The sequence below is a fragment of the Bacillus sp. FSL W7-1034 genome, assembly GCF_038593365.1.
Lineage (GTDB): Bacteria > Bacillota > Bacilli > Bacillales > Bacillaceae > Bacillus > Bacillus altitudinis.
The window spans coordinates 264446-277795 of sequence record NZ_CP151989.1 but is presented as its reverse complement, the minus strand read 5'-3'; the positions used below and the strand labels follow the sequence as shown (position 1 = coordinate 277795).

Sequence of the window (13350 nt, the reverse complement as noted above, 5' to 3'; positions counted from 1 at the left end):
AAAACGTTAGAAAAACAAAAAAATCATTCAAATTTCATTATAGCAGAATAGGTCCTACGCATTCACAACCAATTCACGTAAATCTTTCTTCATGATTTTACCAAGTTTATTTTTTGGCAGATCCTGCGTGAAATGAATGGATGGCACTTTGTAATCTGCTAAACGTTCCTTGCAGTAATTCACCACATCTTCTTCGCAGAAATCGACAGATTCGTCTTTTACGATATACGCACTTGGTACTTCACCATATAAGTCATCTGGTACCCCAATGACAGCAGATTCAATTACACCTGGAATTTGATCAATGACCTCTTCCACTTGGTCAGGATAAATATTATCCCCACCGTATAGAATCACATCTTTGTATCTCCCTGTGATGTAAAGAAAACCGTCTTCATCCAGATAGCCTGCATCCCCCATATGGAACCAGCCATCTTTGAGCACTTTCTCTGTCGCTTCAGGTTGATGATAGTAGCCTAAGAAATAAAATGGGCTTCTCATGACGACCTCGCCAATTTCTCCAGCTGGGAGCGCCTCTTCTGTCTCAGGATGCACGATTTTGACTTCTACATCCGGATCCACTTTACCAGCAGAGCCCATCTTATCCTCGCCCATCGCTGGATGCCACGCACTCACAACCCACGCTTCTGTACTTCCATAGCCATGCATCATCTGAATGCCTACTTCTTTGTAATCTTTAATTAAGCGTACCGGTACCTTCGTACCACCAGAAATCGCAATTTCAAAAGATGAGAGATCGTACGAACCGCGCTTCATTTCTTCTAGCATGTACGTATAAGCTGATGGGAAAGCCATCATAAACGTAATTCTTTCTTTCTCAATCGTTTCTAAAATGCGTTTCGGTGTTGCATCATGTAAGAAGACTAACGTATACCCTTCAATTGCAGCTGCAATCAAGTGATTAATAGAACTCATATGATACAGCGGATGACTTGCCAAGTACCGTTTTCCTTTCAGATCAAATCCTCGATTCCCACGTCGTGTTAAAAATTGATAGATTCGTCCATGTCCGACCATACAGCCTTTTGGATTGCCTGTTGTACCTGAGGTGAATAAAATCATGGCCAAATCTTCTTCTGATACCTCTTCAGCAAGATCACTTCCATCATTAGACGCCAATATGTCTTCAAACAGCTGTGTTGTTTTCGCATTGACACCAGATTCCACCATGAGACAATCTTCTAAAGACACATTCACTGCCGCAATGATGTCACGGAATTCACGGTCAAAAAATAAAGCCTTTGGCTCTGCTTTTTTCAAGATACCTTCTAGCTCAAAAGAGGTAAGCTGCCAGCTAAGCGGTACGGCGACTGCACCTGCTTTAATGGCTGCCAGCATAATCGTAGAAAAGTGATGATGGTTTTGACAAATAAAGCACACCCGGTCACCTTTTCGAATTCCTTTACGGTGTAAGTAATGTGCCAGCTGATCAATGCGTTTTGCATATTCTTCAAATGTATAAGACACACCTCCGCCAGTTACCGCTTCAATTTGTGAAGAGCGTTCCATTCTGTCGTTTAGTAATGCCTGTAAAGTATTCAATATCTTCATCTCCAAACGTTTGATGTCCAATAGCCAATTTCCAGAGAATTGGATTGGTAGATTTTATCTCATTCACATTCTAAAATAAAAAGAGATGAAAGTAAAATCATTTCATTTTGGAATTGTTCCTTTTATTAATTGATAATATAGGTAATTTTATAGCCGTCTTCCATTTTGGTTTAAATGATGATGCTTATTATGATAAGATAGACCTAGTAATTGATCGGAAAATGCGAATGCAATAGGAAAAGAGGTATGGAGAATGCAACATTTCGAGCTAGAGGCAAGTTTGTTAGACCATGCACTGACAAAGTATTTAAAGGCGACGAAACGAATAGATGAAGAGAATATCCCGAAAAACGTCACGAATGTAAAAGGGTTTATTTTACGCATCATCTACCGCCATCAATCATGTACTGTGAAAAATATTCTGCAGGAAGTTTCATTATCTCCCTCCGCAACAACAACCGCTCTCAATCACTTAGAAGATGAAGGGCTGATTATCCGCTCTAGAAATAACAATGACCGCCGTACGGTATGGATTACACTCTCTGAATCAGGTGAACAAATCGCCAGACAAATGATCGACAATCGTCAGCTACTTGTCAATCAACTGTTCAATCACCTATCAGAAGAAGATAAAAAAACATTTTTTGAATTAATCGAAAAAATGATGGACGAGCGCACATTAAAGGCTTAGGAAATATCCTAAGCCTTCTTTTTATGGCTTTAAGATGACTTTTATACAATCATCTTGTTTTTCATTGAATATGTGATACGCATGAGCTGCGTCATCTAGCGGCAATTGATGTGTGATGATCGCTCTAGGATCAATTTCCCCGGTTGTCACTTTTTGATAAAGCTTTGACATGTACCCTCTCGCTGGCGCCTGTCCCATTTTCAGCGTGACGTTTCTTGCGAAAAAAGCACCCAATGGGAACATATTGTAAAGACCTCCATACACACCCGTCAGCTGAACAGTCCCGCATTTCCTCACGGCTTTTGTGGCAATTTGAATGGGCCCTATCGTTCCGCCTTGCAGCTTGAGCTTCTGTTCAATCTTTTCAAGCGGTGACTTTTTCCCATCCATCCCCACACAATCAATGACAACATCCGCCCCACCTTTTGTGAGCTCTTTTAGGGTTTCTCCCATGTCAGGGTCTTCTGTAAAATCAAATACTTCTACGCCGCTCATTCGTTTTGCATGGTGAAGGCGATAGTCTATGTAATCAACAGCAATGACCCGCTCTGCGCCCTTTTGCCAAGCAAATTGCTGTGCCATTAACCCAACAGGTCCACATCCTAGCACAATGACCGTATCCCCCTTTTTTACACCTGCGTGTTCTACACTCCAATAAGCAGTTGGCAGAACATCTGATAAAAACAGCAATTGTTCATCCTCTAACTCACAATCATCCGGCACCTTAAATGGTGTATAGTTTCCAAAGGGCACACGTAAATATTCAGCCTGTCCTCCGGGGTAATTCCCATATTTCTCACTGTATCCAAAAAGTCCGCCTGAATCATAATGGGGATTTGAGTGATCGCATTGACTTTCTAAATGGTGATGGCAATACTGGCATTGACCACACGCCACGGTAAATGGAATGACGACACGATCTCCCTTTTTCACCGCAGTGACATCCGGCCCGACTTCCTCTACCACCCCCATCGGTTCATGCCCAATCACATAGCCAATAGGAAGCGGGAAATTCCCTTGATATAAATGTAAATCTGACCCACAAATTGCTGTAGATGTTATCCGAACGATGACATCTTCACGATCTTGTATAGATGGTGCAGCTACTTCCTTTACCGCAATGCGGCTTTTCCCTTGATAGGTGACAGCTCTCATCTGCATTTCCTCCTTTAGTTCAAGTCATCATTTCTATAGCTTCACCTTGAATGGATGGTTCATGCATATGAATATGGATGCTGTTCCATAAGGGAAAACAAAATAACCCGCCGATTGATTCAGCAGGTTGTTTACTTCAATATGTGTAACGCGTTACACAGCTATTTTTCTTCGACAAACACCAAATCATACTGAGCAGAGGTCTCCCCACCCTCCATCATGTTCCCTTCCTGTATAAAATAAGGGCACATACCTGGACTTTGTGCTTCTTCAAATTGTTCAAACACTTGCTCAATATAGCCAGGCAGCAGCAAAACCAAAAATTTATTTGAATGAGACACTAATTCATACGAGTGAACGGTATTCGGAGGAATATAAGCAAAATCCCCCGGCATCAAGCAAATATTTTCTCCGTTTAACTGAAGATTCATTCTGCCTTCAACACAATAAAGTGCTTCTGTATGCACTTCATGATAATGCGGACGTAAGCCTTTTCCCTTTGTCCCTTCAATCACAAAATAACTGAATCCGCCTCCTGTTGTTTCTGTTGTCGCAATCAGCTCATGAAGCTGACCTTCGACCATGTATTGCTTTCCTTCACCAGCCTCCAGCACATATGGCTGCACTGCGCGCGGGAGCTGACTATGAAACAAAACAGCTGGCTTGGTTGTATTGGATAGCTCCCTAATGCCGTGCATCAACATGATATCGCTTTCTTTTTCAGCCTGATGAAAGCTGTCTGCATCAAATGGGTGATCAGTCATCGGCCATTCATTCTGCAACAGCCTCTTTCCGATTTGCAGATAGACATCTGTCATTTGCCCGCCCAGTGTATAAGAAATAAACCTTGTTTTGTGACTATGCATTCTATAGCCATGAATTGTTTTGGGCGGAATATGAATATAATCACAGGCCGTCATCATATACTTTTTACCGTCCAGTATCACTTCCAGCTTCCCTTCCAGCACAAAGATGGTTTCAAATAGCGTCTCATGACAATGCAGCGGAAAGTAAGCACCTTTCCCACCTGTGATTAAGACAAGCTCAAACAGTTGATTTGTTTGATTTGCTTCTGCCAGCACATGTACAAGCTGATTTTCCAAACCATACAGCTCCCCCGAACCTGACACGGTATAAAAAGAGGTATCTTCGGATTGCTTGATCGATTGTGGTTGCTCCGACATCCCATCACTCCTCATGACTAATTGACTATCTTTATTATATAGACCAATTGATATAATAGATAGGCAATATGCGAGAGATTTTACTCTTCTCGCATAAATAAGTGTCTAAGGTAACATTTTACGTGCTCTAAAGGTGTCGTTTGCTTTAATGCAGTAGTCATTGATAATCCGCCGATGACCATTGAATGAAGGAGAGATGCCCGCTCATCCGCTTTTGTTTCATCATATCCGCTATTCATCAACTTTTCTTTGACAAGCTCTTGCCAGCGAATCATTTCTTGTTTACATGCAGCATGAAGTTTTGTATGTTCAGGTTTTGACTCTGCCGCCAGTAAGACAATCGGTATCCCTCTTTCACTTTCTTGCTCCATAAAACCCCGAATGATATTTGTCATAAAATGATCGACGGCGACATATGGGTCATCAGAATAGGCAAAACTTTCTTCAATTTGATCGATGACCCTTTGACTAATATATTCAACGGCTGCTATGGCTAGCTCTTCTTTTCCATTTGGAAAGTAATAATAAAGAGACCCTTTCGGCGTGCCGCTCTCTCTAATGATTTGATTCAACCCTGTCGCATGATACCCCTGTTTACGTAAAAGAAGTGCGGCCGTTTGAATGATTTTGTCCTTCGTACTCACGTGTGACACTCCTTTCCTCCATAGACCAACGTCAATGCCATTGTATTATTGATTCAGTAATGGATGCGTTCCTTTCCATAATGAGGATGATTCTATTTCTGACGCCAGTCTGAGCAGCCAGTCCTCTTTTCCTTTCGGTGCTGTCACCTGTACGCCTAAAGGCATGCCTGCTTCTGTGAGATGAACTGGCACACTCATAGATGGCTGGCCGGTTAGGTTAGCCAGCTGTGTAAATGGTGTGTAGGTCAAACTCTTGAGGAACATTTCATAAATCAGATCCTGCTGTGCTTGCATTGAAAGGGATGACACACGTAACAATGCAGACATTTCTTGATCGTTATGCATCAGCTCGCCAACCTTTGGAGCCGAATAGGCAGTAGCTGGGGTCACATATAGATCGTAGGTTTGATGAAATGCGGCCATTTTTGCAGCGGCCATATCCCATGCATCAAGACTTTCTGTATAAGCAGCAGCCGTCACATTTTTTCCTGCTTCCGCCAGTACCCATGCCACAATATCTGTCTCCTCCGGCTTCACCGGACGCCCGAATGAACGAGCCAGAGAGGTAAATAAGGCAGACATTTCACCGCTGTTCATGACGTAATATTGCTGCATCAGATGGACACCATCAATGTCCGGCTTCACTTCTTCTATTTGATGCCCTTGTTCACTCAGCCATTTCACAGTGTTCAAGACTGCCTGCTTTGCTTCCTCACTCACCTTCGTGCCTACTGGAGAGTCTACACTGTAAGCAATTCGCATAGAAGGCGTTCGTTTCACCAAGTCCTCCTGATAGCTGCCGTCATATAATGGCGTTTGGAACGCAGCCTCTGGCTGAATGACTTGAAGCAAATCAAGCAGGGCTGCACTGTCTCGAACTGTTTTTGTGAGTGTAAAGTCAATGGAAGCTCCTTGCCACTGCCTTCCTGCACCCGGGCCGACCGGTGTTCTCCCCCTTGTTGGCTTGAGTCCAAATAAACCAGTAAAGGATGCCGGAATCCGAATAGACCCTCCGCCATCACTCGCTCCACCCGCAGGTACGATGCCGCTTGCCACAGCTGCTGCCGTCCCGCCGCTTGAACCGCCCGGAGAATAGTCAGCATTCCAAGGGTTTCTCGTCGGACCATATAAAAAGGGTTCTGTCACATTTCGCAATCCGAATTCAGGTGTGTTCGTATGACCGATCATGAGGAGCCCAGCCTGTTTCAATCGACGGACAAAGTGGGAATCTGTTTTCGCCTTTACATCCTTTAACAGCAAAGCACCCGCCGTCAAAGGTTCATGCTCCAGCCCCTGCGATATATTTTTCAACACAAACGGAACACCAGCAAACGGCTGATCCGCATTTAGTGACTTCATGTCTTTGAACACTTGATCTCGTCTTGTCTGAATCACCGCATTTAGTACGGGATTCACTTCTTCCAATCTAGTAAATGCAGCTTGTACAAGTTCTTCGGGCGTGACCTGCTTTTTCTGCACAAGTGACGCCAGTCCCGTCGCATCATACGTCATATACTCTTTTACATTCATCGGCATGTCCTTCTTTCTCATATTATGATCTCTCTATTGTCTACTAGAATTCTATGAAATTCAATTTCGGGATACGTGTGAAAAAAACTTTCTTTCTAGACTATGATTCTTCTAACCATCTATCTTATTTCTCCGATATAATAAAGAAAAAAAGACGGAGGTCACCTCATATGCAAGGAGCCATTGCCTTGAAAAAGAAAATCGTCGTGGTCATCGCGTTTCTTCTTGCTTTGACAACTGCTTTGCCCTTCCATTCGCAGGCAGCTGCACCACCAAAAGAAACAGATGTCATCATCGTCTATAAAAATCAAAAAGGAAAACAGACGGCTATTCAAGAAAGTGAAAAAGTGAACGCTCAATACATACATCTTCCAGCTGTAGCAGTGACAGCAGATGAGCAAGCTGTCACCTCACTTAAAAAAGACCCAAACATCGCTTATGTTTCAAAAAACGTTAGGGTCAAACTCGCTGCTTCTACCGTGAAAAAAACAGCTGCTGCTACTGGTCAGGATGCTTTGGTACAAAAATCTTATAACTTGCAGAAGCTCAATGTAAAGCAAGCAATCAAAGAAGGCGTGACAGGGAAAAATGTGAAAGTAGCCGTTCTCGATACTGGTATTTTCCCACATGAAGATTTAAAGGTAGCCGGCGGTAAATCATTCGTCAATTACACGTCTTCTTACAAAGATGATGAAGGACATGGAACACATGTCGCCGGTACAATTGGGGCGCTCAATAATGATTACGGTACGGTCGGTGTCGCTTCTGGTGTGAAGCTGTATGCTGTAAAAGTATTAGATAAAAAAGGAGAAGGCGACTTATACAGTCTGCTCCGAGGCATTGATTGGGCAATTAGCAATAAGATGGATATCATCAACCTAAGTCTAGCTTTTGAAGATAACATTCCGATTTTACGTTCAGCAGTTGATGAAGCATACAAAAAAGGACTGCTGGTCGTTGCTGCAAGTGGAAATGATGGAAAGAAGAATGGGATTAGTTATCCTGCCGCATACAATAGCGTCATTGCTGTTTCCGCAACGACTGACAAAGACAAACTCGCCTCCATCTCTAATACGGGGAAAGGAATTGAATTTTCCGCTCCCGGCGAGAACGTCATCAGTACCTATTTGAAAAATGAATATTGGTATGCAACGGGTACATCACAAGCGGCACCACATGTCACAGGAATGCTTGCGCTGTTAAAACAGCTACATCCTAAGAAAACAAATGTTCAGCTCCGTACTTTATTGCGCAGCTATACAGTGGATCTTGGTGCAAAAGGAAAAGATCCACAATTCGGCTATGGCCGCGTGCAATATGTGCCGCAGTCAACCTTTTTAAAGACTGCGACAAGCGCAGTCAAAACAGCCGAAACATCTAAAAAACAGACAGATGTTGATCAAGCCAAAACGAAAATTGGCAGACTGACTGCTAGTAAACAAAAAACCGCACTCACTGACCGAGTCAAAAAAGTCCAAACAGCCATTGATATTCGTGACGCACGAGCGAAGGTCAAATCAGCTGAAAAAAGTAAAACCCAAGGCTCGATTAAAAGTGCCCAAACGGCTATTAAAAAGCTATCCAAAGGCAAAGAAAAAACAAGCCTGCAAAACCGGCTCGACAAAGTCAAAAAACAAGTCGCCTATCAAAAAAAAGTGACAGATGCCAAACAAAAAGTCAAAAAAGCCGAAGCCAAACGAACAAAGAAAACAAAAGCAACCGCCCAAAGTGCGGTCAAACAACTAAAAGCATCTAAAACAAAAACTGCTTTACAAAAACGACTAAACCGGATCAAGGTTTGATAAAAAAACGATTCCTTTCAGCAAGGAATCGTTTTTTCTATTTCAACATCTTCTGAAAGAGGGTGTGATGATACTTCCCTTTCGCATCCAGCCTTACTTGATCGAGGATGTGCGCTAACGAATGGATGACATCACGGATTGCTCGATGAACCGAGCCGTGTTCAAAGGAAGCTAAACTCTCCGGCAGTTCATCTTCATCCAAAACAAAGAAATCACCATTCGGAAGAACGAGTAGATCAATCAATAAATCTTCAAAAACAACCGTCCGTTCTTCAAACCATGTATGTCTGACGATATTCAAATAAGAGCCAAGTTCATTGCCTTGATCATCCCGCCAAAAATAGACATTGTAAGGCCGGTCCGTCCAATAATAGGCGGTCGTATAACTCCCTTTTGGAATCGTGACAGTGCCATCACCAGCAACCATTGTAAATGGTTCTTGAATTTTATGAAACAACACGACTTGCTGCTCCTGTGCGTCTAACAGCTGACACATATGTTCCACAACCTGATCATCGTATTTGATTTTTCTCTCAATGACGTCATCCCAAGAATTTGCATATAGCGGAAACAATCGGTCACAACCCCTTCTGCATCTACTTCTTATTCTAGTATACACTGCTTTCTTTTGAAGAAATAAAGGTTCACTGCTGCTGCCTATGGAAGACATATGGTGAGGTGAAAACAAATGAACGGAATCACAATCATCGAAACCGTAGCAGAACTCGGACAAATCATCTTGGTTTTTTGTGGCTATGCCCTTTACTGGCGGCTTGTGAAAACGAAAAGAGATCGAAAGCTGACCCCTTATGAACATGTGTTGAAATTCTTTGTCATGTTCGGATTAATCTCATGGTGCTTTTCATATATGGCACTGAACGTATGGGTATCATGAGAAAGAGGAAGAGCCCCGTCCATGCAGGACATGCTCTTCCTCTTCTTATACAGCGTGTTATGAGCCAGCCGGCTGTTCTTTTTTGATCACATACTGATAGCTCTTCACATGCGTCCCATTTTGATTCACAAATTCTTTATCAAGTGCCCGTTCAAAGCCCATTCTTTCATATAAACGAATGGCGGCCTGCATTTTATCCGACGTATGAAGGTACAGGACGTTCTCGCCCCACGATTGCGTCAGTTCTATACTTTTACGCAACAATGACTCTGCAATGCCTTTTCCTCTCACATCAGGATCTACCCCTAAAAACCGGACAATCGCTGAAGTAATCCCCATCTCAGGCTTGTCATATGCCTGTTCTGATGATCGGAACATTTGAAGGGTCCCCACGACCTTGCCCTCAAGCTCGGCCACAAGCATCAACTCCATGTTTGGGTTATCTACAGCCGCCCGCAGTGCTGCAGAATAGTTTTGCCAGCCTTCCTCTGTAAATTGAGGCTCATACTGTGCGTATGATTTGATCAGCACATGTGTGATCGCCTCATGATCTTCACTCACTGCTTGACGAATGATCAACTCTTGTTGCTCCATGCCAGCACCTCCTGTTTGTCTATGAATGGATATACGTATCATGCAATCACTGCATGCCGATGATCTGATTCTTTTCTCTACTCATTCAATGTAAAGAGTCTTCTTTTAAAGATCAATTATTTTGCACGAAATTTTCTTTGAAAATTTTGATTGAAATGGAAAGCTTGATTCATTATGCTGATTTGAGGACGTATACAAGGAGTGGCATCATATGAATTCTTTATCTTATCCCCAAGAATCGAAAAAAAATCGATTCCTCCTTGCCGCGCTTCTTGGCTCTTTAACAGCCCTTGCACCGCTGGCAATGGATATGTATTTACCTGCTTTACCTAATATCGCCCGTGACTTTGAAGCAAGCACGGCGCTGTCTCAGTTAAGTCTCATGGCTTGTTTGATTGGACTTGCGCTTGGACAGCTGATTGCAGGTCCAATCAGTGATACAGTCGGCAGAAGAAAGCCGCTGATGGTTGGATTAATCATTTTTATTGCGGCCTCTCTTTTATGCACAGTGGTCACATCAATTTGGACATTCATTCTTTTAAGGCTGATTCAAGGACTTGCTGGATCAGCAGGCATTGTCATTGCACGAGCCATCGTGCGAGATCATTTTGAAGGCTCAGAAATGACGAAATTCTTTGCTTTGCTCATGTTAGTCAACGGAGTGGCTCCAGCAGCGGCACCGATCGTGGGCGGACAAATGTTACGGTTCACGACGTGGCAGGGTGTGTTTGTTCTGCTAGGAATCCTCGGGGCGCTCATGCTTCTAAGATCGATGTTTTCATTGAAAGAAAGCTTACCTGTGGAACGTAGACAGACTGGAGGCTTCAAACAGATCCTAGGTGCGATGAAAATTCTAGCGAGCGATCGACTCTTTGTCGGATATGCTCTCTCACAAGGACTTGTCTTCGCCGCCATGTTTGCGTATATCTCTGGATCACCGTTTGTATTGCAGGAGATTTTCAACCTTTCTCCGCAGGGCTTCAGTGCTGCCTTTGCGGTGAATAGTCTTGGCATCATCACAGCCGGACAAGTATTTGCCCGCGTTGCTGCGAAAATTGGTGAGGAGAAAGTCCTTCGCATTGGGCTGCTGACAGCTGCTTTAGGAGGCGTCACCTTATGTGTGATGATCTCTATTGATGCAGGGCTTTATGGCATCCTCATTCCGCTCTTTTTTGTGGTCTCTAGCGTTGGGATTGTCGGCACGTCTGCTCCTTCTCTTGCGATGCAGCATCACGGTGCGCATGCTGGAAGTGCCGCTGCCCTCATCGGTGTGGCACAAATGCTTCTTGGCGCATGCATGACACCCCTTGTCGGCTTAGCTGGAAGCCAGACTGCCTTTCCCATGGGACTGATTATTATGCTCTGTGACCTTGGCGCACTTTGCTGTTATTTTTTCTTTGTTGCCAGAGCGAAAAAAAGACCCGCATAAGCGGGTCGCAGATTGTTGACAAAGGGCTAAAATGAACTTTATTTTGGCTCTTTGTCTTCTTTTCAGCGTGATAGAAAACCTTTGCAGCCCTAGGAAGGACGAGCATCGGCGCGGAGCGAATTTGACATTCGTGAGCACCGAAGCGCAGGACTGACACCGAATGCGAGGGTTTGTCTACACGCTGAGACCCGCATAAGCGGGTCTTTCATTTATGGCTTGCTCCAATTGATCGTGCGGAACACATTGTTCTGGTCATTGTTTTGATATGCATCTAGGTCAAAGCCTGAAAGTCCAAAACCAATTGCCATGACAATTCCTCCGGCAACGGTGAAGATGATCCCCCATTTGATGCATTGCTTTTTTAAATCATTCACGTTCATACTCTCACGACCTTCTTTTTAAACATTCCCATGAATGCCTTAGTGGTTTGAACAGTCACTTGCACAAATAGCTTTGTTAAATACGCCGTGGCTATGCCGCTTAATAATCCGACACCTAATAGAAGAATCCCAACTCCGATCTGCGTCACCACCACATGCAAACCATCCTGAGAAATAAATGGAGAACCAATGATACTCCAAAAACCACCGAGCAAACCAACTAGCGTCATTGTACCTGTCACGAGTGGAACGCACCAAATCACCATATACACAGAAAGAATCAGCAGGAAGACTGTTGCTAGAATGCTGCCCCATAACGGAAAGCCTAAAATGAGGATGGAGAGCCTTGTGGCTTTTTCTCCAAACGTCGGCACCTGAATGGTTTTGATTCCTTGTTCCTTTAAAATCCCTTCAGCAATAATGGCAGGCTGACCGACTTGATGAACTGCCTCCTGTTCACTGTAGCCATCTTCCTGATAATCCTCGATCATTTCATCGTAATACTCGATGAACCGATCACTTTCTTTTTCGCCTAGACGATGCAGGTGCTTCTCTAAGCTGGCTAAAAATTCTTTTTTATTCATTGCTCTGTCCTCCAGAAATAAAGTCGTAAATCGCCATCACTTGATCCCATTCCGCTAAAAATTGCGCGATATGCTCCCGTCCGTTCTTTGTCATCCGGTAGTATTTTCTTAATCGACTGTTATGTTCCTGTGAATAGGTCTCCACATAATTGTTTTGCTCTAACCGCTTTAATATCGGATATAATGTCGATTCTGAAATCTCAATACAATGGGACATATCTTTAATCATTTGATAACCATAGGAATCGCCTTTCTTTAATACCGCCAGTACACAGAATTCCAGTAATCCTTTTTTTAGTTGTGCATTCATGTTTACAACTCCTAACTATTTATACTATACAATACATAGTATGATGTGACAAGAGGTATCTTTTGCAACTTTTCACTCTCAACGTCCCTATAAATTTTCATACAGGAAGTTTCTCTTTCTTCAAGGCTTCACCTGATCAAGATAAATCTAGCGTGTGTCTATTGTAGACAACAAACATACACAGGAACGAATATCATAGAAAACAACTCATTTAATCTCTTTATTTTAAAGGGATAAGCTGAATTTTATGGAATTAAGAAGTTCATTCACAATGGCGTATCCTTATGAACTTCATACTAAGTTTTACAAACACTCAACTCGAATTAAAGTGATGAGAACGGCTGAAAGTGGCTAGTTCTTTTCAACCCAACCAATACCGAATAATGGTAGACCTTAAAAAACGAGGAGCTGATGACCTTGAAAAAAATGTGGAGTAATTATCTCACTTTAGTCATTACACTAACTTTGTGTTATATCGTGTATTTGTTCATCTTCAAACAACCTTTTACCATTACACCCATCATCCTGTTTGTGGTGGGAGCCGCCATTGCTGAGTGTATACGTTTTTTCTTTCTGAAAA

The 13350-nt window shown here is 43.0% G+C and carries 14 protein-coding genes; 4 read left to right on the top strand and 10 right to left on the bottom strand.

Going from position 1 to position 13350, the window contains the following annotated elements; translation table 11 throughout:
* Positions 1-54 precede the first annotated feature (54 nt).
* Positions 55-1563, bottom strand: a complete 1509-nt coding sequence (locus tag NST73_RS01520; RefSeq protein ID WP_061417791.1) for an AMP-binding protein — start codon at positions 1561-1563, stop codon at positions 55-57.
* Between the two features lie 262 nt (positions 1564-1825).
* On the opposite strand from NST73_RS01520, the gene NST73_RS01515 reads away from it, so the two are divergent.
* The gene (locus tag NST73_RS01515; RefSeq protein ID WP_007498406.1) at positions 1826-2263 is read left to right on the top strand and encodes a MarR family transcriptional regulator; all 438 of its coding nucleotides are present in this window, start codon (positions 1826-1828) and stop codon (positions 2261-2263) included.
* 21 nt (positions 2264-2284) lie between these two features.
* Here the strand turns inward: NST73_RS01515 and NST73_RS01510 are convergent, their stop codons facing one another.
* The 4 genes from NST73_RS01510 to NST73_RS01495 form a co-directional block, all read right to left on the bottom strand.
* The gene (locus NST73_RS01510) at positions 2285-3418 is read right to left on the bottom strand and encodes a zinc-dependent alcohol dehydrogenase (RefSeq protein ID WP_035390568.1); all 1134 of its coding nucleotides are present in this window, start codon (positions 3416-3418) and stop codon (positions 2285-2287) included.
* Between the two features lie 161 nt (positions 3419-3579).
* The gene (locus NST73_RS01505) at positions 3580-4602 is read right to left on the bottom strand and encodes a quercetin 2,3-dioxygenase (RefSeq protein ID WP_144679707.1); all 1023 of its coding nucleotides are present in this window, start codon (positions 4600-4602) and stop codon (positions 3580-3582) included.
* Between the two features lie 80 nt (positions 4603-4682).
* Entirely contained in the window at positions 4683-5246 is a 564-nt protein-coding gene (locus tag NST73_RS01500) for a TetR/AcrR family transcriptional regulator (RefSeq protein ID WP_024719023.1), read from the bottom strand.
* Between the two features lie 45 nt (positions 5247-5291).
* Positions 5292-6776, bottom strand: coding sequence for an amidase (locus NST73_RS01495; RefSeq protein WP_144679709.1), 1485 nt, complete (start codon positions 6774-6776; stop codon positions 5292-5294).
* Positions 6777-6964: 188 nt separating this feature from the next.
* On the opposite strand from NST73_RS01495, the gene NST73_RS01490 reads away from it, so the two are divergent.
* Positions 6965-8578: a S8 family serine peptidase gene (locus NST73_RS01490; RefSeq protein WP_342473840.1), complete on the top strand. Its 1614-nt coding sequence runs from the start codon at positions 6965-6967 to the stop codon at positions 8576-8578.
* Positions 8579-8615: 37 nt separating this feature from the next.
* Here the strand turns inward: NST73_RS01490 and NST73_RS01485 are convergent, their stop codons facing one another.
* On the bottom strand, positions 8616-9152 hold the full coding sequence (locus tag NST73_RS01485; RefSeq protein ID WP_144679714.1) for a DUF402 domain-containing protein: 537 nt from the start codon (positions 9150-9152) through the stop codon (positions 8616-8618).
* A gap of 114 nt (positions 9153-9266) precedes the next feature.
* Here NST73_RS01485 and NST73_RS01480 point away from each other — a divergent pair, with 114 nt between their 5' ends.
* A complete protein-coding gene (locus tag NST73_RS01480; RefSeq protein WP_008342164.1) occupies positions 9267-9473 on the top strand; it encodes a hypothetical protein in 207 nt (68 codons plus the stop codon).
* 57 nt (positions 9474-9530) lie between these two features.
* On the opposite strand, the gene NST73_RS01475 is transcribed toward NST73_RS01480, so the two are convergent.
* Entirely contained in the window at positions 9531-10067 is a 537-nt protein-coding gene (locus tag NST73_RS01475; RefSeq protein ID WP_008342165.1) for a GNAT family N-acetyltransferase, read from the bottom strand.
* Between the two features lie 211 nt (positions 10068-10278).
* On the opposite strand from NST73_RS01475, the gene NST73_RS01470 reads away from it, so the two are divergent.
* On the top strand, positions 10279-11496 hold the full coding sequence (locus NST73_RS01470; RefSeq protein WP_144679716.1) for a multidrug effflux MFS transporter: 1218 nt from the start codon (positions 10279-10281) through the stop codon (positions 11494-11496).
* A gap of 209 nt (positions 11497-11705) precedes the next feature.
* Here the strand turns inward: NST73_RS01470 and NST73_RS01465 are convergent, their stop codons facing one another.
* From NST73_RS01465 to NST73_RS01455, 3 genes are read right to left on the bottom strand one after another with little or no spacing between them, the layout of a single operon-like run.
* Positions 11706-11876 carry a hypothetical protein gene (locus NST73_RS01465; RefSeq protein ID WP_162835678.1) on the bottom strand — a complete coding sequence of 57 codons (171 nt, stop codon included), beginning with the start codon at positions 11874-11876 and terminating at the stop codon, positions 11706-11708.
* Positions 11873-12460 (bottom strand): DUF1700 domain-containing protein, encoded by a 588-nt coding sequence (locus NST73_RS01460; protein WP_144679718.1) that lies wholly within the window; start codon positions 12458-12460, stop codon positions 11873-11875. Before NST73_RS01460 ends, NST73_RS01465 begins: the two co-directional genes overlap by 4 nt.
* Positions 12453-12770: a PadR family transcriptional regulator gene (locus tag NST73_RS01455; RefSeq protein ID WP_025206674.1), complete on the bottom strand. Its 318-nt coding sequence runs from the start codon at positions 12768-12770 to the stop codon at positions 12453-12455. The genes NST73_RS01460 and NST73_RS01455 overlap by 8 nt, the downstream gene beginning before the upstream one ends.
* Positions 12771-13350 lie beyond the last annotated feature (580 nt).

What these genes read in the sequence shown, in the direction of transcription:
- NST73_RS01505 (WP_144679707.1), bottom strand. Translation starts at nt 4,602, where the DNA reads ATGTCGGAGCAACCACAATCGATCAAGCAATCCGAAGATACCTCTTTT.
- NST73_RS01510 (WP_035390568.1), bottom strand. Translation starts at nt 3,418, where the DNA reads ATGAGAGCTGTCACCTATCAAGGGAAAAGCCGCATTGCGGTAAAGGAA.
- NST73_RS01460 (WP_144679718.1), bottom strand. Translation starts at nt 12,460, where the DNA reads ATGAATAAAAAAGAATTTTTAGCCAGCTTAGAGAAGCACCTGCATCGT.
- NST73_RS01465 (WP_162835678.1), bottom strand. Translation starts at nt 11,876, where the DNA reads ATGAACGTGAATGATTTAAAAAAGCAATGCATCAAATGGGGGATCATC.
- NST73_RS01515 (WP_007498406.1), top strand. Translation starts at nt 1,826, where the DNA reads ATGCAACATTTCGAGCTAGAGGCAAGTTTGTTAGACCATGCACTGACA.
- NST73_RS01480 (WP_008342164.1), top strand. Translation starts at nt 9,267, where the DNA reads ATGAACGGAATCACAATCATCGAAACCGTAGCAGAACTCGGACAAATC.
- NST73_RS01475 (WP_008342165.1), bottom strand. Translation starts at nt 10,067, where the DNA reads ATGGAGCAACAAGAGTTGATCATTCGTCAAGCAGTGAGTGAAGATCAT.
- NST73_RS01470 (WP_144679716.1), top strand. Translation starts at nt 10,279, where the DNA reads ATGAATTCTTTATCTTATCCCCAAGAATCGAAAAAAAATCGATTCCTC.
- NST73_RS01495 (WP_144679709.1), bottom strand. Translation starts at nt 6,776, where the DNA reads ATGAATGTAAAAGAGTATATGACGTATGATGCGACGGGACTGGCGTCA.
- NST73_RS01455 (WP_025206674.1), bottom strand. Translation starts at nt 12,770, where the DNA reads ATGAATGCACAACTAAAAAAAGGATTACTGGAATTCTGTGTACTGGCG.